At 62.6% G+C, this 18,842-nt stretch carries 17 protein-coding genes; 7 read left to right on the top strand and 10 right to left on the bottom strand.

What is annotated here, in order from left to right:
• Positions 1 to 2 precede the first annotated feature (2 nt).
• From GM415_RS01585 to GM415_RS18025, 4 genes are read left to right on the top strand one after another with little or no spacing between them, the layout of a single operon-like run.
• Positions 3 to 446, top strand: a complete 444-nt coding sequence (locus GM415_RS01585; protein WP_158946093.1) for an NADH-quinone oxidoreductase subunit B family protein — start codon at positions 3 to 5, stop codon at positions 444 to 446.
• Positions 447 to 467: 21 nt separating this feature from the next.
• Positions 468 to 836, top strand: a complete 369-nt coding sequence (locus GM415_RS01580; RefSeq protein WP_158946092.1) for an NADH-quinone oxidoreductase subunit C — start codon at positions 468 to 470, stop codon at positions 834 to 836.
• A gap of 9 nt (positions 837 to 845) precedes the next feature.
• Complete coding sequence (locus tag GM415_RS01575) at positions 846 to 1,925, top strand: hydrogenase large subunit (protein WP_158946091.1); 1,080 nt, start codon at positions 846 to 848, stop codon at positions 1,923 to 1,925.
• Between the two features lie 11 nt (positions 1,926 to 1,936).
• Positions 1,937 to 2,743: a 4Fe-4S binding protein gene (locus GM415_RS18025; RefSeq protein WP_242012312.1), complete on the top strand. Its 807-nt coding sequence runs from the start codon at positions 1,937 to 1,939 to the stop codon at positions 2,741 to 2,743.
• Positions 2,744 to 2,889: 146 nt separating this feature from the next.
• Here GM415_RS18025 and GM415_RS01565 read toward each other — a convergent pair whose 3' ends face one another.
• The 10 genes from GM415_RS01565 to recA all read right to left on the bottom strand — a co-directional run bounded on the left by GM415_RS01565 (position 2,890) and on the right by recA (position 15,672).
• Entirely contained in the window at positions 2,890 to 3,459 is a 570-nt protein-coding gene (locus GM415_RS01565; RefSeq protein WP_199244321.1) for a MarR family winged helix-turn-helix transcriptional regulator, read from the bottom strand.
• A gap of 2 nt (positions 3,460 to 3,461) precedes the next feature.
• The gene (locus tag GM415_RS01560; protein WP_158946090.1) at positions 3,462 to 3,803 is read right to left on the bottom strand and encodes a hypothetical protein; all 342 of its coding nucleotides are present in this window, start codon (positions 3,801 to 3,803) and stop codon (positions 3,462 to 3,464) included.
• A 340-nt stretch (positions 3,804 to 4,143) separates the two neighbouring features.
• Positions 4,144 to 4,902, bottom strand: a complete 759-nt coding sequence (locus tag GM415_RS01555; protein WP_158946089.1) for an MBL fold metallo-hydrolase — start codon at positions 4,900 to 4,902, stop codon at positions 4,144 to 4,146.
• Between the two features lie 324 nt (positions 4,903 to 5,226).
• Complete coding sequence (gene dxs, locus GM415_RS01550; protein WP_158946088.1) at positions 5,227 to 7,128, bottom strand: 1-deoxy-D-xylulose-5-phosphate synthase; 1,902 nt, start codon at positions 7,126 to 7,128, stop codon at positions 5,227 to 5,229.
• Positions 7,129 to 7,149: 21 nt separating this feature from the next.
• A complete protein-coding gene (locus GM415_RS01545) occupies positions 7,150 to 8,049 on the bottom strand; it encodes a polyprenyl synthetase family protein (protein WP_158946087.1) in 900 nt (299 codons plus the stop codon).
• Complete coding sequence (gene xseB, locus GM415_RS01540) at positions 8,039 to 8,275, bottom strand: exodeoxyribonuclease VII small subunit (RefSeq protein ID WP_158946086.1); 237 nt, start codon at positions 8,273 to 8,275, stop codon at positions 8,039 to 8,041. The genes GM415_RS01545 and xseB overlap by 11 nt, the downstream gene beginning before the upstream one ends.
• A 33-nt stretch (positions 8,276 to 8,308) precedes the next feature.
• Positions 8,309 to 9,298, bottom strand: coding sequence for a M23 family metallopeptidase (locus tag GM415_RS01535; protein WP_158946085.1), 990 nt, complete (start codon positions 9,296 to 9,298; stop codon positions 8,309 to 8,311).
• Complete coding sequence (gene xseA, locus GM415_RS01530; protein ID WP_158946084.1) at positions 9,295 to 10,794, bottom strand: exodeoxyribonuclease VII large subunit; 1,500 nt, start codon at positions 10,792 to 10,794, stop codon at positions 9,295 to 9,297. Before xseA ends, GM415_RS01535 begins: the two co-directional genes overlap by 4 nt.
• 1,099 nt (positions 10,795 to 11,893) lie before the next feature.
• Entirely contained in the window at positions 11,894 to 14,533 is a 2,640-nt protein-coding gene (gene alaS, locus GM415_RS01525; RefSeq protein WP_158946083.1) for an alanine--tRNA ligase, read from the bottom strand.
• A gap of 86 nt (positions 14,534 to 14,619) precedes the next feature.
• Entirely contained in the window at positions 14,620 to 15,672 is a 1,053-nt protein-coding gene (recA, locus tag GM415_RS01520; RefSeq protein WP_158946082.1) for a recombinase RecA, read from the bottom strand.
• Between the two features lie 311 nt (positions 15,673 to 15,983).
• Between recA and GM415_RS01515 the strand changes: the two genes are divergently transcribed.
• From GM415_RS01515 to GM415_RS01505, 3 genes are read left to right on the top strand one after another with little or no spacing between them, the layout of a single operon-like run.
• Positions 15,984 to 16,724, top strand: a complete 741-nt coding sequence (locus GM415_RS01515) for a substrate-binding periplasmic protein (protein WP_242012311.1) — start codon at positions 15,984 to 15,986, stop codon at positions 16,722 to 16,724.
• A gap of 58 nt (positions 16,725 to 16,782) precedes the next feature.
• The gene (locus GM415_RS01510; protein ID WP_199244320.1) at positions 16,783 to 17,856 is read left to right on the top strand and encodes a tRNA(5-methylaminomethyl-2-thiouridylate) methyltransferase; all 1,074 of its coding nucleotides are present in this window, start codon (positions 16,783 to 16,785) and stop codon (positions 17,854 to 17,856) included.
• Positions 17,857 to 17,895: 39 nt separating this feature from the next.
• Positions 17,896 to 18,825 (top strand): calcium/sodium antiporter, encoded by a 930-nt coding sequence (locus GM415_RS01505; RefSeq protein ID WP_158946080.1) that lies wholly within the window; start codon positions 17,896 to 17,898, stop codon positions 18,823 to 18,825.
• Positions 18,826 to 18,842: the final 17 nt, after the last annotated feature.

The raw sequence follows: 18,842 nt of genomic DNA, 5'->3' as shown, positions 1-18,842 counted from the left end.
TCATGTTCGGATCATTCATCAAGAAATCTCGCGCCAAGTCACCGTGGATCATGCATTTCGACTGCGGTAGCTGCAACGGCTGCGATATCGAGGTCCTGGCCTGCCTGACCCCCCTCTACGACGTGGAGCGGTTCGGCATCATCAACGTCGGCAACCCCAAGCACGCGGACGTGCTGCTGGTCACCGGAACCGTCAACCACCGGAACAAGAAGGTGCTCAAGAACATCTACGATCAGATGCCCGAGCCCAAGGCCGTCATCGCCATCGGCGCGTGCGGCAACACCGGAGGCGTGTTCCGTGACGCCTACAACGTCGTGGGCGGCGTGGACAAGGTCATACCCGTGGACGTCTATGTCCCGGGCTGCCCGGCCAAGCCGGAAGCCATCATCGACGGCGTGGTCGCCGGACTGGCCAAGTTCGCGGAAAAAGTCGAAGACGCCGGTTAGGACGGCCACAAGAGGTAAAAAATGCAAGGTAATATAATCGACGTGACCGCCGACACTCTCGTCAGCGAAGTCATGAAATTGAAGAACGACGGTCAGAGGCTGGTCACCTATTCCACCTATCAGGCGGACGAGAAGACGATCGGCATCCTGTACCATTTCGACAAGAACCTGGAAGTGACCCACCTGCGCCTTGAGGCGGACATGGGCAAGCCCATTCCCTCCATCTCGGGCGTGCTCTTCGCCGCCCTGCTGGTGGAAAACGAGATTCGCGACCAGTGGGACGTCAAGTTTGACGGCCTGGTCCTTGACTTCAACCGTTCGCTCCTTCTTGACCCCGAGGTGACCCAGGTTCCCCTGGTCTCCAACGTCAAGATCGAGTCCAAGCAATAGGGGGCTGCCATGGCTACTACCGTAATTCCCTTCGGCCCGCAGCATCCCGTACTGCCGGAGCCGGTCCACCTGACCCTCAAGGTCGAGGACGAGATCGTCAAGGAGGCCATCCCGGCCCTTGGCTACGTGCACCGCGGCCTGGAGAAACTGGCCGATATTCGCGATTATCACCAGATGATCACCGTGTGCGAGCGCGTCTGCGGCATCTGCTCCATGATCCACGCCGTCTGCTATTCGCAGGGCCTCGAGGAGCTCATGGGCATTGAGGTGCCCAAGCGCGCCGAGCTGCTGCGCGTGATCTGGAGCGAGCTGCACCGCACCCACTCCCACCTGCTCTGGCTCGGCCTCTTCGCCGACGCCTTCGGCTTCGAATCCCTGTTCATGCAGTTCTGGAAAGTGCGTGAGCGGATCATGGACATCAACGAGGCCACCACGGGCAGCCGGGTCATCGTCTCCGTCAACGTCATCGGCGGCGTGCGCGCCGACCTCTCCCAGGAACAGATCCGCTGGATCCTGTCCGAGATCGACATCGTGGAGAAGGAAGTCCGCGCCCTGCAGGATACGATCATGAACGACTACACGGTCAAGGCCCGCACCTGCGGCGTGGGCGTGCTGACCAAGGAACAGGCCTACGAGCTGGGCGCCGCAGGGCCGACCCTGCGAGGCTCCGGCGTGGCCCAGGACATGCGCATGCTCGGCTACGGCGGGTACGCAGAGCTCGACTTCGAGCCGATCGTCGAGACCGACGGCGACTGCTGGGCGCGTTCCACGGTTCGTTTCCGCGAGACCCTTCAGGCCCTGGATCTGGTGCGCCAGGCCGTGGCCAAGCTCCCCGAGGGTGAGCTGCGCGCCAAGGTCAAGGGCAACCCGCCCGAGGGCGAGGTCTTCACCCGGGTGGAGCAGCCGCGCGGCGAGTGCGTCTACTACATTCGCGGCAACGGCACCAAGCACCTGGACAGGCTGCGCATCCGCACCCCCACGTTCGCCAACATCCCGCCGCTGCTGGCCATGATGCCGGGATGCGAGCTGGCCGACGTGCCGGTCATCATCCTGTCCATCGACCCGTGCATCAGCTGCACCGAACGCTAGGAGGACGTGCCATGCTGTTTACACCCATCGTCGTCAAGAACCTGCTGAAGAAGCCCGCCACCCGGAAATATCCCTTCGAGGTGCGCGAGGCCTTCCCCATGTATCGCGGAGAGCTGGTCATCGACATCGACAACTGCATCTTCTGCGGCACCTGCCAGCGCAAGTGCCCCAGCCAGTGCATCATCGTCGACAAGCAGGCCGGCACCTGGCAGTGCGATCCGCACGCCTGCGTGTACTGCGGCTACTGCCGCGACGCCTGCCCGACCAAGTGCCTGTCCATGAAGGACGTGCACCGCAAGCCCCTCCTGGAAAAGACCACCTGGATCGAGCAGGGTACGCCGCCCGCCAAGAAGAAGGCCGCGAAAAAGGCCGCTTCCGAGGCCAAGGGCGACGCGCCCAAGGAGGCGGACCCAGGTAAGCAAGCCAAGTCCGAACCGGTAGCGGCCTCCAAGGAAGCCGCCCCCGCCGAAGCCCCCAAGGTTGAGGCGGTGGAAGCTCCCGCGCCAGCAGCCGCTGAGACTCCAAAGGCTGAGACCGTGGAAGCCCCCAAGGCGGAAGCTCCCAAAGCAGAGGCCGCCGAGGCTCCCAAGGCGGAGGCCAAGGAAACTCCCAAGGCGGAGATTGCCGAGGTGCCCGAGCCCGAGGCTCCCAAAGCTCCGGAGAAGGAAGCCAGGGAAACGGAACCGGTTAAAAAGCCAGCTGCCAAGAAGAAGGCCGCGCCGAAAAAGAAAGCCGCTCCGAAGAAAAAGGCTGCGCCTAAAAAGAAGGCTGCTTCCAAGAAGAAAGCGGCCCCGAAGAAAAAGGCTGAAAAGAAGTAGCTTCTTTGAAGCCCTGACAAGAAACAACAAGCCCCGGACCGTTTGGTTCGGGGCTTCTTTCTGCTTTTCTCGGGTAGGCCTTTGCAAAAGGGCGTGTCACGCGGTGACAACGGTGTCGGGTACGACCTGTTTCGGTGCTGGGCGGATCAGCCCCGGCGGCCTCCCTTTCCTTTGCCGCGTCCTTTACCGCGTCCTTCGCCTCTGCCTTGTCCTCTGCCTTTGCCGGGCCTGCCCCGACCGGGACCGCCTCGCTCGAAGGCGGGCTTATCGCAGAGGGGGGCCTCCTGTGCGGAGTCGATTAGTTTTTGCAGTATGGCGCGCAGTTGATCCTGTTCCTCGGCGTTCAGGCAAGCGAAGAGGGGAGCCGTCCCGTTGGGTATTCCCTGGTCCCCCAGGGTTTTCCGCGCCAACTCAGTGGCTTTGACGATGAAGCTCCTCCTGTCGCTTTCATTCCGTTCACGGGTGATCAGGTCGTTGCGCTCCAGCTTGCCCAGGATCTCGCTGAGAGAGGAGGAGCGCACATCCAGAATTTCCAGCAGTTCACTCTGGGGCAAGGGACCTTTTTCCAGAAGAAGGGAGAGCACATGGCGTTGGGCGTGATGTCCGCGATGGCCACGCTCTCCTCCATGGTGCGCCCTGGCCATGAGTCGGGCGGCGCGGCGGAAGAGCATGACGAGATCCTGGCCCTCGTTTCCGGGGTGCCTGTTGTCGGGCATGGTTATATCCTCCCTGCGGCGTAGGCCTCGCCTTTCGGGCAGGCGGGATCACTCAGGGGGCAGTGGTTGTCGCACAGGGGGCAGGTGGCTTCCTCGGGCCGACCGTCGCGGGTGTCAGTGAAGGACTTAGCTCTCTGTTCCGGTCCGTTGGCTTCCGCGAAGCCCCGCCGGAAACCGCCGCCTCCGTGACGCCCGGAAGCCGGTCCGACGCCCATGCCACGGCCTCTGCGGTTGCCTTGGCCCCCGCGCCTGCCGCGTCCACCGCCACACCTGCGGCCCTTGCCGCATCCCGCACCACCGGTTCCACCTCTGCCGAATTCATGATTTCGTTTGTGTCCAAACATGTTATTTCTCCTTGTTGAGTTGTATTCAATTAGAAAGGTACCTTCCTTTCTTGAGAGAAATATATGTCGTTATGGTGGAGTGTCAAGATAAAAAGGTACCTTCTTATTGTGCGTTGTCTGTTCGCATACTGCGGCTGGCAACGAGGACAGTGTGTTTAGTATGGTATTATAGGCTGGTACACGCTATGGCTGGCACCGTTTTTCCTGTCTCCCTACCTCGCCGAAGGCGCGCTAAAAAGTTTAGGAGGGGAGAAGGGGATAGGGGGTCTGGGGGAAAGGGGAAGAGGGGAAGCCCTTTTCAAAAGGGTGCCCCTCTTCCCCTTTCCCCAGTCGCCGGAGGCTAAATCCCAACCATCTCGCCGTCCTCGGGGATGCGGCACTTATGCCCGACTCCTTCGGCCTCCAACAGAATGCGCAACTCCTGCCGCGTGGTGGGGCAGTGGTCCAGGGCCTCCATGTGGTTGAAGACGACAATGCCGGGTGCAAGCCGGGCCAACTCCACCAACTCCTCCAGGGGGAAGAGAATGTCCTGCCCCTGTCCGAAATTGGCACACCCGGCCGGGGCCACGATGACGTCCGGCTTGAGTACTGCGATGGCGGTGCGTACCGCGTCGATGAGCACGGTGTCGCCGGTCAGGTAAAGGGACGGCTCATTCGGCGCGGCGATATACCAGCCGTGGCCAGGCCCGAGCATGTCACCCTCCGGGCCGTGGCCGTGGCGGGCGTCGATGGCGCGGATGGTCATGCCGAAGGTGCCGTCAACTAATTCGCGGGGAGCGAGCCCCTGTTCGCGGAGATAGGCGAAGTCGTCGGCCACGGACCAGACCGGGATGTCGTGCTCCGTGAGGAAGCCGGCTCCGTCAGGGTCGATGTGATCGAGGTGACCGCGCTGGCAGTGGGTGATGACGCAGTCCGTGACCTCCTCCAGGGCCTCGTGAGCGCCTTTTGCCAGTGGGACGAGGGGATTGGGGCGTTTGCCCGGCCCGAAGCGCTTGAAACCGCGAAACGCGCCCACATCCCCGAGCATGGGGTCGATGAGCAGGCGGCGTTCGTTCAGATGGACGATGATGGTGGCGTTGCGGAGTTGATGTATCTTCATGGCTGATCCTTGAGTTGCGGTGGAAGGTCGGGGCTTGAAACTGCCCTGATCCTGCACCACGCCGGGTAAGGATGCCATTCGCGTTTTGCGATGAGGGTACAAGAAATTCTGAAGGCCAAGAGGAGAAACGCACCAGCGAGCCCGCAGCCCACAGGGGCAGGGGAATCCAACACGCCAGGTCGCGGCTTTGCCGAAGGCAGGGGAGGGTTTCCAAAGGGGGCGCCCCTTATCTCTGCTGTCTTCATCTCTAAAGCCGACCTGGCTCGGCCCAGGAGCTGACGCTGGCCGCCGAAGGCGGCATTCTCATCTGGTTCTGATTTCGGGCTACTTGAGCAACGCCTTGATGGCCCGCTTGATGCCCTCGGAGTCGATGCCGACCATGGACCGCAGCTCGCGCTGGGTGCCGTGCTCGATGAACTGGTCAGGCAGGCCGAGTTGCTTGATCCGCTTGCCTTGGAGCGCGTCGTTCTCGTTGAGCATCTCCAGCACGGCGGAGCCGAAGCCCCCGGCCATGACGTTTTCCTCCACCAGGAGGATGCGGTCGTAGCGGTCGGCCAGCTCAAGGAGTTGTTTTTTGGGCAGAGGCTTGACGAACCGTGTGTTGAAGACCGCCACCTTGATGTCGTCCTTGCCTTCCAGTTCCATGGCCGCCTCCATGGCGGGATAGACCCGCGAGCCGAGGGTGATGATCACGGCGTCTTCGCCTTCGCGGACCAGCTCGCCCTTGCCTATGGCGATCTTGCGCGGAGTCTTGGAGACCTTCGCGCCCACGCCGGTGCCGCGCGGATAGCGCATGGCGCAGGGACCTTCATGGGCAAAGGCCGTGGCCATCATCTGGGCCAGCTCGGCCTCGTCCTTGGGGGCCATGAGCACCAGGTTGGGGATGTGCCGCAGGAAGCTGAGGTCGAAGACCCCGTGGTGGGTCGCGCCGTCCTCGCCGACCAGGCCGCCCCGGTCCAGGAAGAAATTTACGTTCAGGTTCTGGAGGCAGACGTCGTGGATGATCTGGTCGTAGGCCCGCTGCATGAAGGTGGAGTAGATGGCCACGGCGGGCTTGTAGCCCTGGGTGGCCAGTCCGGCGGCAAAAGTGACCGCGTGCTGCTCGCAGATGCCCACGTCCACGAAGCGCTCCGGGTACTTCTTGTGGAAGCACTCCGTGCCCGTACCCTCGGGCATGGCCGCGGTGATAGCCATGATCTTGTCGTCCTTGGCCGCCAGGTTGCAGAGGGTGGAACCGAAGATGGAGGTGTAGGAGGGCAGGCCGGAGCCGGAAAATTTGCGTGCCAGCCCGGTCTCCGGGATGAACTTGCCCACCCCGTGAAAGGAGGTGGGGTCGGACTCGGCAGGCTCGTAGCCCTTGCCCTTGGTGGTCATCACGTGGACCAGCACCGGCTTGTCCAGTTTCTTGACCTCTTCGAAGACCTTGACCATCTGCGCGGTGTTGTGCCCGTCGATGGGACCCACGTAGGTGAAGTGGAATGCCTCGAACAGGATGCCCGGGGTGAAGAAGGACTTGACCGAGTCACCGTACCGTTTGGCGTAGCCAGCCAGGTCGCCGCCAATCTTGGGGATGGTGCCGAGGAGGCCTTCCACGTCGGTCTTGAGGCGCTGCAGGAAGGGCGTGGTCATCTTGCGGCTGAGGAACTGGGAGATGGCTCCCACGTTGCGGGAGATGGACATCTCGTTGTCGTTGAGCACGACCACCATCTTGCGGCCCAGGTCGCCTGCCTGGTTCAGGCCCTCGAAGGCGAGCCCGGCAGTGAGAGAGCCGTCGCCGATGACCGCGATGACTTCGTGGTCTTCCCCTTTGAGGTCGCGGGCCATGGCCATGCCCAGAGCGGCAGAAATGGAGGTGGAAGAGTGTCCCACACCGAAGTGGTCGTACTCGGATTCCGCCGGTCTGGGGAATCCGGAGATGCCGTCCTTCTGCCGCAGGGTATGGAAATCCTCCACGCGGCCGGTGAGCAGCTTGTGCGCGTATGCCTGATGTCCCACGTCCCAGACGAGCTTGTCCGTGCCGATGTCGAAGCTCTTGAACAGGGCCATGGTCAGTTCGATGACGCCGAGGGACGGGGCCAGGTGCCCGCCATGGGCCGCCACGGTGCCGATGATGGTGTCGCGGAGCTCCTGTCCAAGGATTTCAAGCTCTTCCACGGAGAGGAGCTGGACGTCCGCAGGCTTCTTGATCCGGGGCAGCAGGGTCATTTTCTGAAGTTCATCAGTCATAGGCGGGAAAGGATATGCCAATCAATACACTCTGTCTACAATGTAGCGCGCCAATTCCGAGAGGAAGCCCTTTTCCTCGCCTTGGTAGCCGGAAAGATGGGTAAGGGCCGTGTCGATGTGCTCGCCCGCCAGCTCCTTGCTGCGTTCCAGGCCGATGAGGGCGGGGTAGGTGGACTTGCCCATGGCTTCGTCGCTCCCGGCGGGTTTGCCCAGAGTCTCGGTGTCGGAGACCACGTCGAGTACGTCGTCCACGATCTGGAAGGCCACGCCGATGGCTTTGCCGAAACCGCGCGCCTTGTCCACATCTGTCTCATTGCCGCCTGCCAGGATCGCGCCGCACTCGCAGGCCGCCGTGATCAGCGCTCCGGTCTTCATGGCGTGCATGCCGCGCAACTCTTCGAGGGGGACGCCGTCCCGTCCGGTGAATTCCATGTCCACAGCCTGGCCGCCGACCATGCCGCCCGCACCCGCCGCCTTGGCCAGCACGAGGATGGCACGCAGGACGCGGTCCGCAGGGAGCCCCTTGACAATGGACGCCGCGCTCATCAGCCCGAAGGCCTCGGTGAGCAGGCCGTCGCCCGCCAGAATAGCCGTGGCCTCGTCGAATTGCTTGTGGTTGGAGGGCTTGCCGCGCCGCAGGTCGTCATCGTCCATGGCCGGGAGGTCGTCGTGGATGAGCGAGTAGGTGTGGATGCACTCGAGGCTGGCCGCAAAGGGCATGACCGCGTCATCGATGTCCGGGCCGCCGAGCATCTTGGCCCAGGAGAGGACCAGCACCGGCCTGAGCCGTTTGCCGCCCGCCAGCAGGGAATACTCCATTGAGGCGAGCAGCCTCTCAGGGATGCCCCGGTCCTTGAGGCAGCCGGTCAGGTACGTCTCGACCCCGGCGGCGCGCCGCGCGAGTTGCTCCTTAATCGTCATCCGGAGCCCCCAGGTTTTCCAGGGCTTCGAACTCCTTGACCAGTCCCTCGGACACGATTTTCACTTCGTTTCTCGCGGATTCGAGCTGTCTGCCACAGGCCTTGGCCAGGGTCAGGCCCTCCTTGTAGAGGGCCACGCCCTCTTCCAGGGGCAGGTCGCCACGCTCCAGTTTATCGACGATGGACTTCAGTCGGTCCAGTCGTGTTTCAAAGCTATCTTCTGCCATGGGTTCCCTCGTGGGATGGTAATCAATATGTAATTATTTCAAGAGTTCGTCAGTGGTGCTTTTCAATAAGGGCTCGGGGTCAACCAGCTTCCCAAGAACCGAGACGGAATAGTGGAGATGGGGGCCCGTGGCCCGTCCGGACATGCCGGAGAGTGCGATGGTCTGGCCACGTGAGACCGAGTCGCCTTCCTTGACCGTGGGCTTGGACAGGTGGAAATACATGGAGACCACGCCGTTGCCGTGGTCGATGTAGATCGAGTTGCCCGCGTAGTAGTGGTCGCCCACCAGGATGACCACGCCGTCAGCCGTGGCCTTGACGGGGTTGCCCATGGGAGAGCGGAAATCCAGCCCCCGGTGCGGGTTCTTGGGCTTGCCGTTGAGAATGCGGCGCATTCCGTACAGGCTGGTGATCTTGCCTTCCACCGGGCGTTCGAAGGGCAGCTGCCAGGTGCGTTTGGGCGAGACGGTGTTCTTGGCCTTGGCCGTTGCCACGCGGTCTGCCTTGATCCGGTCGTAGACCGCCTTGGGCGGGGTGACCATTTTCTCAGGCAGGGTCAGCTCCTGCTTGGGGTAGTCCACGGGGACTATCTGCACGGTACGGCGGAAAGTGTTCTCCTTGCCGTCTATGGAAGCGATGACGTCCAGCTCCTGCTTGCCCGGCTTGGCGTTCAGCACGTCGGTGCCGAGCATGGCAAGGGCCACATGGCGGTTGTTCCAGACCGAGATGGACGGGACAACTTCCTTGCCCAGCCAGTGGATGGAGACCGAATCCAGGGGCTGGTCCGAGGTAAGTCGGACCAGGAAGGGCTTGCCTTCCCCTATGCGCCCGGGCGCGGCGAGCACAGTGGCTCCTCCGGCCCGGGCAGTGGAATCGGTTTCGGCGGCCTTGGCTTCTCCAGGCATTAGCAGGCCTATATTATCCCCGTCCTCCAGCCCGTAATCCTGGGCCGTCACCGATGTCGGAACCATGGGCAAAAGCGCCATGGCTACTGTCAATAGTATAACTGTCCAAATTCGTTTCATTTATTCTCCGAAAAAGTCGAACCGCCGGATGTGACCACGGCGGTGACGTTGCCTTCCCTGACTCTGATAGCAAGAGCGTCGCCATTCGTCACCTCTTTCGGGTTGCGTAAAAATTGTCCGGTGCGTTCCACCCGAATCAGGGCGTAGCCGCGTTCCAGCGGGGCCTCCGGGTTGAGCCCGGACAGGGCGGTATCGGCCAGTTTCAGTTCTTGGCTGCGGTCTTCGGCCAATCGCTCCATGGCCGTGCGCAGGCGCTGGACGAGCGCGCCGGTCTGACGGGCGGTATCCTCGGTTCTGCGCGTATTGTAGGCGTTGCTCATGCGCCGCACCCAGGAAGCGGTCTCCGCAGAAAGGGCGCGCATCCTTCCGGGACCGTAGGCCCTCCCGAGGCGTTCAACACAATCCCGAGCGTCACGGTGTTTGTTGAAAATCAGATCCTGTCCGGCGTCCTCCAGCCGGGTGAGCAGACCGGCGTAGCGGTCGCTCATGCGCTCCAGCCTGCGTTCGGGCGAGAGCCAGACCAAGGCTCGGCGCAGGTGCTCGAAATCCGTCCCCTTGGAGAGCAACCAGCCGGTATAGGCGCGTGTCATGGCCAGTTCCAGGTCGTCCAACCGCTGGGCCAGGGTTTCCCGCCGGGGCCAGAGCTCCTGGGCCGCATGGCTCGGCGTGGCGGCGCGCTTGTCCGCCACGAAGTCGGCGATGGACACATCCGGCTCATGCCCCACTCCAGTGACCACCGGCAAGCGCGAGCGGTAGATGGCGTCGGCCACGGGCTCGGTGTTGAACGCCCAGAGGTCCTCAAGGGACCCTCCTCCGCGGATGAGCACCGCCACCTCGGCCCAGCCTTCGGCGTCTGCTTGGTCGAGCGCTTTGGCCAACTGTTCCGGGGCCAGGTCCCCCTGTACGAGGGACGGATAAATTCGTATTTCAGCGCCGGTTCCCCGCGTGTCCGCGATGCGCAGGAAATCCCGGATGGCCGCTCCCGAAGGGGAGGTGATCACCGCCACGCGTTTGGGATTGCGCGGGATGGCCATTTTTCGGTCCTCGTCGAAGTAGCCTTTTTCGCTCAGCTTCTTCTTCAGCGCCTCAAAGGCGATGGCCAGGTCGCCGACGCCCTGGTCCTGGACCAGCTCGGCAACAAGCTGGTACTGGCCGCGCGGCTCATAGACGTTGAGGCGGCCTGCGCAGAGCACCTCCATGCCTTCCTCGAGACCACTGCCGCTGAGGGCCGTGGTGCCGGCCGTTTCCTCCACCTCTCCTGTCAGGGGATTGATGCGTTCGCCCCCATCGGTCACGGGCTGGCTGGCTGCCTGGGCGGATTTGAACCAGACAACGGACAGCGCCGCGTCGCCGTCGGTGAGGGTAAAATAGATGTGTCCGCTGGCCGGTCTGGCGAGATTGGAGACCTGTCCGCGAACCCAAACAAAGGGAAACTCCGCTTCGAGTAAATTCTTCACGGAGCGGGTGAGTTCGGAAACAGTGAAAATCGCAGACAAAATTGGGAAGCCTCCAGATCATTGCGTACGGGTGAAGTGGACCATAGCATTAGCGGGCAGGGCAGGACAACCATTTGTCGCAGATGGAATAACGAAGGGGGGAGGGGGCGCCTGCGGCGCGTCCTGAGAGTCAGCGTTGGGGCCTGCGCCCCTCGCTTCCAGGTTCACGCCTGTGGCGTGAAAAGAGCCGGTGTTGGAGCGTTCCGCTCCGCCACCTCCGGGAATCGTGCTTGCAGCGCGTGGAGAGCCGGGTTTGGGGGCTTTGCCCCCAAAAGCCCTCCATGCCCTCCCGGCGGGGTCCATTTCTTTTGCTGCGCCAAAAGAAATAGACGAAAGAAAAGGCGCTTGGAGGGGCATCCCCGCCCCGGTGCTCGCTGGCGACAATCTCATCCAACCCGGTCGGCTCCGGACTTCGTTGAGTGGAACGCTCTGCCTGTCTTCGTATTCGGAGGCCGTCCCACTTCGTGCAGGTCACGACAGAAGAGCCGCCGACCAGGTTGGTGAGCTTCTAGGCCCGTGAGCAAGGGGCTCACTGCGGACCTCAGAAGAGGAAGTCGGAGCGCCGAATTGCTTTTTCTGGCCCGTCACAGCGAGGCCGCTCGACTTGGTGGCGATGACAAGTTGCCCTTATCGCATAGCTGGGTGCTAGCTCGATTTGACGGGCAAAAAAGAATTACCTCATCCGGTAAGCTACCAATCACCCCGGCGGCGACCGGTCATCGAGCTCGGGGCTTAGAGCCGCTTTTACACGGCTGAAGTGCAGCCCGAAGCGCGCCTGCCCGCAGGCTTTCGCTTTTGGGCAGCGGAAGCCGTGTTAGCGGCTCTTGGTCCCGAGATCGCGCTGAAGCACCAACAGAGCGACTTTTGCTTACTTTTGGGCGCTCTGGTCCAAAAGTAAGTCGGCCCGGAAGGGGCGAAACCCTTCCTCCATCAATCGCCGCCGATAGGCGGCTTCCATATTTCTTCATCCCTCTCTTCTTTGCTTCTCCCTACAACCTCCGAACAGAACGACCTCTTCCCCTTTCCGCGCGTTCCCACGAAAAAAGCGGCGCATGCTTATAAAGCATGCGCCGCTGAATTTCCTGAATGAACGCGCCCGTTACCCGGCCACGATCTCCTTGAGCTTGGCGATGGCGTTGGGAATCCCCGCCGCATCGGAGCCGCCGGCGCGAGCCAGGTCCGGGCGGCCGCCGCCCCCGCCGCCGACTTCGCCGGCAACGGGCTTGATCAGGTCGCCCGCCTTGAAGCGGCCGTGCAGGTCCTTGGTCACTGCCAGGGCCACGGAAACCTTGCCGTCGTCGTGACCGGCCAGCAGGCAGATGATGCCGGAGTCGACCTTGGAGCGCAGGGCGTCCATCTGCTCCAGCATGACGCCCATGTTCGGGGCCTCCAGCTCAACGGCCAGGACCTTTACGCCGCCGATCTCCTCCATCTCGCTCATCATGTCACGGCCTGCGCCCGAGGCGAGCTTGGCCTGGAGGGACTTCATCTCCTTCTGCATGTCCTTGACCTGCTGCTGGAGGTCCTTGACCTTGCCGGGCAGGTCGACGGGCTGGGCCTTGAGCAGGGCCGAGGCTTCCGCCGCCGCCTTGCTGCGGCCTCCGAGGTAGGCGGTGGCGTTGCCGCCCGTCGCCGCCTCGATGCGCCGGATGCCGGCGGCCACGCCGGACTCGCTGATGATGACGAACGATCCGGCGATGCCGGTGTTGTCCAGGTGGGTACCGCCGCAGAATTCCATGGACACGCCCGGCACTTCGATGACCGAGACGGTGTCGCCGTATTTCTCGCCGAACAGGGCGGTGGCACCCTTGGCCTGTGCGGCCTCGATGGACATGACCTCGCGGTCCACCGGGATGGCGTCGAGAATGTTCTGGTTGACGATGGCCTCCACCTGCTCGATCTCCTCGGGGGAGAGCTTCTTGATGTGGGTGAAGTCGAAACGCAGCCTGTCGGGGCCCACCAGGGAACCCGCCTGCTTGGCATGGTCGCCGAGCACCTTCTGGAGGGCGGCGTGCAGCAGGTGGGTCACGGTGTGGTTGCGCATGGTGGCCAGACGCTGGCCCCGGTCCACGTTGAGGAAGGCGGACTCGCCGACCTTCATGGTGCCCTCGGCCACTTCGATCTTGTGGGCGGTGAGCTTCTGGGACGGCTTGACCGTATCCACGACCACGGCCTTGCCGCCGGACGCGGCGATCTCGCCGGTGTCGCCCATCTGGCCGCCGGATTCGCCGTAGAACGGCGTGACCTCGGCAACCAGCCAGCCCACCTCGCCCTGGGGCAGGGTGTCGACAAGGTTGCCGTCCGCGTCGAGGAGGTAGGTGATCGTAGACTGATCGATCATGCCCTCGTAGCCGGAAAATTCACTGGTGACATCCTGTTCGAGCAAGGTCTGGAACAGGCTGGCCACGTCCTTTTCGCCGGAGCCTTTCCAGGCGGCCTTGGAGCGTTCCTTCTGTTCCTTCATGAGCGCGTCGAAGGCCGGCTCGTCCACGTCGATGCCCTGCTTCTCGGCGATGTCGCGCACGATGTCGATGGGGAAGCCGTAGGTGTCGTAGAGCTTGAAGGTGGTCTCGCCGGGCACGACCTTGGCTCCCGCCTTGGTCAGTTCGGCCAGCTCCTCTTCGAGCATCTCCAAGCCCTTGTCCAGGGTCTTGGCAAAGCCCTCTTCCTCGCCCTTCACGACCTCGATCATGAAGTCGCGGGTCTCCTTGAGCTCGGCGTAGTGATCGCCCATGTCCTCGACGACCTTGTTGGCGGTCTTCCAGAGGAAGGAGCCTTCCAGGCCCATGAGCTTGCCGAAGCGGTAGGCGCGGCGGATCAGGCGGCGCAGGATGTAGCCGCGGCCCTCGTTGGAGGGGAGCACCTGGTCCGGGATGAGGAAGGCGATGGCGCGGGAGTGGTCGGCGATGACCTGGAGCGCGGTGTCGATCTCCTCGTTCTCGCGGTACTTCACGCCCGCCATCTCGGCGGTGTACTGGATGATGGACTGGAACAGGTCGGTCTCGTAGTTGGAGGCCACGCCCTGGCACACGGCGGCGATGCGCTCCAGGCCCATGCCCGTGTCGATGGACGGGCGGGGCAGGTCGGTGCGGGTACCGTCCTCGGCCTGGTCGTACTGCATGAACACCAGGTTCCAGATTTCCAGGTAGCGGTCGCAGTCGCACTTGCCGATGCCGCAGTCCGGGCCGCAGCCCACTTCCTCGCCCTGGTCGTAGTGGACCTCGGAGCAGGGACCGCAGGGGCCGGTGTCGCCCATGGACCAGAAGTTGTCCTTCTCGCCCAGGCGGTAGATGCGCTCGGCCGGAACGCCGGCCACCTTCTGCCACAGCTCGCCCGCCTCGTCGTCATCCTTGTAGATGGTGATGTAGAGGCGATCCTTGTCGAGCTTCAGCTCCTCGGTGAGGAACTCCCAGCAGAACTTGATGGCGTCTTCCTTGAAATAGTCGCCGAACGAGAAGTTGCCGAGCATCTCGAAAAAGGTGTGGTGGCGCGCGGTGCGGCCCACGTTCTCCAGGTCGTTGTGCTTGCCTCCCACGCGCAGGCACTTCTGGGAGGTGGTGGCTCGGATGTAGTCCCGCTTTTCCTGGCCCAGGAAGAGCTTCTTGAACTGGACCATGCCCGCGTTGGTGAACATGAGCGTCGGGTCGTCCTTGGGGATCAGCGGCGCGGAGTCCACGATGGTGTGGCCGTTCCTCTGAAAATATTCCAGGAAGCGTTTACGGATTTCAGCAGCTTTCATGTGTTAACTCTCTCCAAATACTAAGAATCTCCAGACAAAAGCGCCCCGGGCGGAAACCCAGGGCGGTTCATCCGGGAAAGGTCTGTCTATTCGCCGGCGTCTCCGGCTTCTTCAGCTTCCGGGGCCTCGCGGTATCCCAGATGCTGCATCAGTTTTTCCTCGACGGCCTCGGCGATGTCCGGGTTTTCCTGCAACAGTTGCCGGACGTTCTCCTTGCCCTGGCCGAGCTTCTCGGGACCGAAGGCGAACCAGGAGCCGGACTTCTCGATGATGCCGTGCTCCACGCCCATGTCGATGAGCTCGCCCATGCGGGAGATTCCCTGGCCGTAGAGCACGTCCACCAGGGCCTCGCGGAAGGGCGGGGCCACCTTGTTCTTGACCACCTTGATCCTGGCGCGGATGCCGTAGGACTCGTCCTTGTCCTTGAGGGTCTGGATGCGGCGGATGTCCAGGCGGCAGGAGGCGTAGAACTTGAGCGCGTTGCCGCCCGAGGTAGTCTCGGGGTTGCCGTAGCCGGTCATGCCGATCTTCATACGAATTTGGTTGATGAAGATGACCACGCAGTTGGACTTGTGGATGGTGCCGGTCAGCTTGCGCAGGGCGTGGGACATGAGCCGCGCCTGGCCGCCCACCTGGGTCTCGCCCATCTGGCCCTCAAGCTCGGCCTGGGGGATGAGGGCGGCCACCGAGTCGATGACCACCACGTCCATGGCGCCGGAGCGGACCAGCAGGTCGGCGATCTCCAGGGCCTGTTCGCCGTAGTCCGGCTGGGAGATGAGCAGTTCGTCTGTCTTGACGCCGAGGCGCTTGGCGTAACCCGGGTCCAGGGCGTGCTCGGCGTCCACGAAGGCAGCGTTGCCGCCCCTCTTCTGGGCCTCGGCCACGATGTGCAGGGCCAGGGTTGTCTTGCCCGAGGATTCCGGACCATAAATTTCGATGACGCGTCCACGCGGTACGCCGCCGATGCCAAGGGCCATGTCCAGGCCGATGGAACCGGTGGGGATGAACGGAATGGAGTGCGACGCCTCGTCGTCGAGCCGCATGATGGACCCCTTGCCGAACTTGCGTTCGATGGTGGTCAGAGCGGTGCCGAGAGCTTCCTTTCTCAGGACTTCGGGGTCGACGGCCTTACGTGCCATGGGTGTCTCCTTGAGGGGTTACGGGCGCAACAAATTCAGCAACACGTCTCGATAACAGATAGACGCACGGCGGGCAACCGGCATCTATAGGCGGGAAACGGCCGCCCCCGTGGCAGCGCACTGCAATCTGTTATGCAGCAGATGTCGATTCCGGGAGCGAGCCAAATTGTTTTCCGGTATTCCAGCCCGTCTGCGAGTGCGCCGAGGCCTTTTTTGAATTGACCTGTTGTTATGTTTTTTATTAATATGAAGAAGTGAACAGATCTGCTTTATGTATAGTTTCGCTTGAGCCGAGAGCCCGGTTCCTGGCCATGGTTGGGGCTATAGCAGTTGCTTTGTGTCTGATCGCCGTGCCTGCCAAGGCACAATCCCCCGTGTTTGATGTGGCTGTGTGGATCTTTCCTCCCTTTGCGTATGTCGACGATGACGGCACACCACATGGGCAGGCTGTGGACACCATCAAAGCCGTGTTGACCGAGATGGGATATGAGCCGAAATTGACGGTCTTGCCCTTCAAGCGTTGCCTGGCGGATATGCGGCATGGGCTGATACCCATGATGCTCCCGTGCGCCACTAATGAAGAGCGGAGAGCGTTCATGCAATATTCCGCCCCCATATATTACATCACGACGAAGCTGTGGAAGAAAGGCAAGGAGTTGTCGTCCTGTTGGAAGGATTACAACGACCTCGCTGGATTGCGTATCGGAGTCGGCCTGGGGTATTCCTATGGTGAGGATTGGGACGCTGCCGTGGAGTCGGAGATTTTTTCGTTGGACCTGGCACGGGGCAACAGTGCCGAGTTGACCCACTTCCGCATGGCGGCCGAAGAGCGCATCGACATGTTCATCAGCGATCTGGCGGTGGGAGCCTTCATCAAGGAACAGTATGCCCCGGAGTTTGATGATATCTATCCCTGTCCGAAGATCATTGGTGAAAAGCGACCTTTTGGGGCTCCTGTTTCCCGCAAGTATTTCGATGATCGTGGTCTGTCGACATCGGCATTCCTGGCCCGTTTCAATGCGGTCCTGAAGAGGATTCAGGCCGGGGATTAGGGCTCGACTGACCGATAGCACTTGCTCTCCACGCCATTCTCTCTTAATGGTCCCGTCCATGACGAACACGGTGAAACAGTACGACGCCCTTGCTTTGCTCTCCGGCGGCCTGGATTCGATCCTGGCTGTGCGCACGGTCATGGACCAGGGTCTTACGGTCCTCGGCCTGCATTTTGTCACGCCTTTTTTCGGCAAACCGGAGCTGATCCCCTTCTGGAAGGAACACTACGGCATCGACGCCGTGGAGGTGGATATCCGCCAGCAGTACGTGGACATGATGCTCGACGGCCCGTCTCAGGGCTTTGGCAAGTGGCTCAACCCCTGCATTGACTGCAAGATCACCATGCTGGCCCACGCCAGGATGCTGCTGGATGAATACGGGGCTAAATTTCTCATCTCGGGCGAGGTGGTCGGCCAGCGGCCCATGAGCCAGCGCGAGGACGCCCTGAACCTGATCACCAAGCGGGCGGACGTCCGCGACGTGCTGCTTCGGCCCCTGTGCGCGAAGAAGCAGCCGATCACGCCCATGGAGGAGTCCGGCCTGGTAGACCGCGAGCGGCTGCACGACTGGTACGGACGGGGCCGCAAGCCCCAGATGGCCATGGCCGAGCACTACGGCTTCACCGAGATTCCCACACCGGCGGGAGGCTGCTGCCTGACCGAGGCCAACGGAGCGGCCCGCTTCGTCAAGCTGCTCACCCACCGTGAGCGTCCGTCGGTCTCCGACTTCGCCCTGGCCCGTGTCGGGCGGCAGTACTGGGCCGGGGCCCACTGGCTGACCTTCGGCAGAAAGGCCGACGACAACGCGGACATCGCTGCCCAGGTTCAGCCCGGCGACTACGTACTCAAGACCGTGGATTTTCCCGGCCCGCTGGCCGTGTGCCGACCGTTGGAAGGGGACTGGACGCCGCTGGCCGTGGCCGACGCCGCGTCCCTTGTCGCCTCCTATTCCACCAAGGCGCGTCGGCACTTCGAGGCCACGGGCGAAAAGATCAAGGTCCGCGTCCGGCGTGGGGAGGCCTCCGAAGTCATCGAGGTCGCGCCTACCCGTGAGACCGTCCTGGACTGGGCCGAACCCAAGCCGGAGATCGTCAAGGCGTGGAAAAAGGACCGGGCGGATCAGAACCGGTAGTCCTTGCCCCGTCTTCGCCCATAGTCTACAACGACCCCCATGACCGTCGATATCATCACCTTCGCCGTTTCCGCCGTGCTGCTCTGGTTCGGCGCCAACTGGATCGTCACCTCGGCCGCGCTCATCGCCCGCAAGTTCAATGTCTCGGAGCTGGTCATCGGCCTGACCATCGTGGCCCTGGGCACCTCGGCCCCGGAGTTCCTGGTTACCGTGGACGCGGCTCTGCGCGGGCACAACGACATTTCTCTGTCCAACGTGGTCGGGTCCAACATCTTCAACCTCGGTTTCATCCTCGGCATGATGGCCATGATCAAGCCCCTGGTCTCAAACCGGACCATTGTCTACCGTGACGGCCTGCTCCTGTTCCTGACCACGGCGTGCATTCTCGCCGTGGCGTTTACCGGTGAGCTGGGGAGGATCTTCGGCGGTGCGCTCTTGGCGTTGCTGATCGGCTATCTGCTCTATCTGGGCATGAAACGGGAGAACGTGGGAGACGACGAACTGGACGATCTGGACGGCAAGGAGGCCAATTGGCTGCACGCGCTGCTTCTGCTGGGTGGTTTTACCGCCATCGCAGGGGGAGGGCACCTGATGGTCACGGCGGCCACGTCCATCGCCGCCAAGCTAGGGGTCTCTTCCTGGGTCATCGGCGTGACCATCGTGGCCGCGGGCACCAGCCTGCCTGAGCTGGTCACCTGCCTGGCCGCGTCGCTCCGGGGCAAGAACGAGATGCTCCTGGGCAACCTGATCGGGTCGGATTTCTTCAACTTTGCCGGAGTGCTGGGGCTGACCTGCCTGCTCAAGCCGCTTCCCGTCTCGCACGAGGCCCTTTCGGGGCTCATGGTGCTGGTGGCCATGGTCGGCCTGGTGCTCATCCTGCTCAGAACAGGCTGGCGAGTCTCCCGCTGGGAGGGCGCCCTGCTGGTGGCCATCAACCTGGCCCGCTGGAGCCGGGACTTCATGGGTTGACGGAAAGCTCCTCCCCC

The organism is Pseudodesulfovibrio cashew, from assembly GCF_009762795.1.
GTDB classification, from domain to species: domain Bacteria; phylum Desulfobacterota; class Desulfovibrionia; order Desulfovibrionales; family Desulfovibrionaceae; genus Pseudodesulfovibrio; species Pseudodesulfovibrio cashew.
Note: the sequence above shows the minus strand (reverse complement) of the source record. Positions and strands in the feature narration are given on the sequence as shown.

Bases quoted from the DNA above. Each gene is read 5' to 3' on its own strand.
- GM415_RS01565 (WP_199244321.1), bottom strand. From the start codon at position 3,459: ATGCCCGACAACAGGCACCCCGGAAACGAGGGCCAGGATCTCGTCATG.
- GM415_RS01560 (WP_158946090.1), bottom strand. From the start codon at position 3,803: ATGTTTGGACACAAACGAAATCATGAATTCGGCAGAGGTGGAACCGGT.
- GM415_RS01575 (WP_158946091.1), top strand. From the start codon at position 846: ATGGCTACTACCGTAATTCCCTTCGGCCCGCAGCATCCCGTACTGCCG.
- dxs (WP_158946088.1), bottom strand. From the start codon at position 7,128: ATGACTGATGAACTTCAGAAAATGACCCTGCTGCCCCGGATCAAGAAG.
- GM415_RS01580 (WP_158946092.1), top strand. From the start codon at position 468: ATGCAAGGTAATATAATCGACGTGACCGCCGACACTCTCGTCAGCGAA.
- recA (WP_158946082.1), bottom strand. From the start codon at position 15,672: ATGGCACGTAAGGCCGTCGACCCCGAAGTCCTGAGAAAGGAAGCTCTC.
- GM415_RS01585 (WP_158946093.1), top strand. From the start codon at position 3: ATGTTCGGATCATTCATCAAGAAATCTCGCGCCAAGTCACCGTGGATC.
- GM415_RS01535 (WP_158946085.1), bottom strand. From the start codon at position 9,298: ATGAAACGAATTTGGACAGTTATACTATTGACAGTAGCCATGGCGCTT.
- alaS (WP_158946083.1), bottom strand. From the start codon at position 14,533: ATGAAAGCTGCTGAAATCCGTAAACGCTTCCTGGAATATTTTCAGAGG.
- GM415_RS01510 (WP_199244320.1), top strand. From the start codon at position 16,783: ATGACGAACACGGTGAAACAGTACGACGCCCTTGCTTTGCTCTCCGGC.
- xseB (WP_158946086.1), bottom strand. From the start codon at position 8,275: ATGGCAGAAGATAGCTTTGAAACACGACTGGACCGACTGAAGTCCATC.
- GM415_RS01555 (WP_158946089.1), bottom strand. From the start codon at position 4,902: ATGAAGATACATCAACTCCGCAACGCCACCATCATCGTCCATCTGAAC.
- GM415_RS01515 (WP_242012311.1), top strand. From the start codon at position 15,984: ATGGTTGGGGCTATAGCAGTTGCTTTGTGTCTGATCGCCGTGCCTGCC.
- GM415_RS01505 (WP_158946080.1), top strand. From the start codon at position 17,896: ATGACCGTCGATATCATCACCTTCGCCGTTTCCGCCGTGCTGCTCTGG.
- GM415_RS18025 (WP_242012312.1), top strand. From the start codon at position 1,937: ATGCTGTTTACACCCATCGTCGTCAAGAACCTGCTGAAGAAGCCCGCC.
- GM415_RS01545 (WP_158946087.1), bottom strand. From the start codon at position 8,049: ATGACGATTAAGGAGCAACTCGCGCGGCGCGCCGCCGGGGTCGAGACG.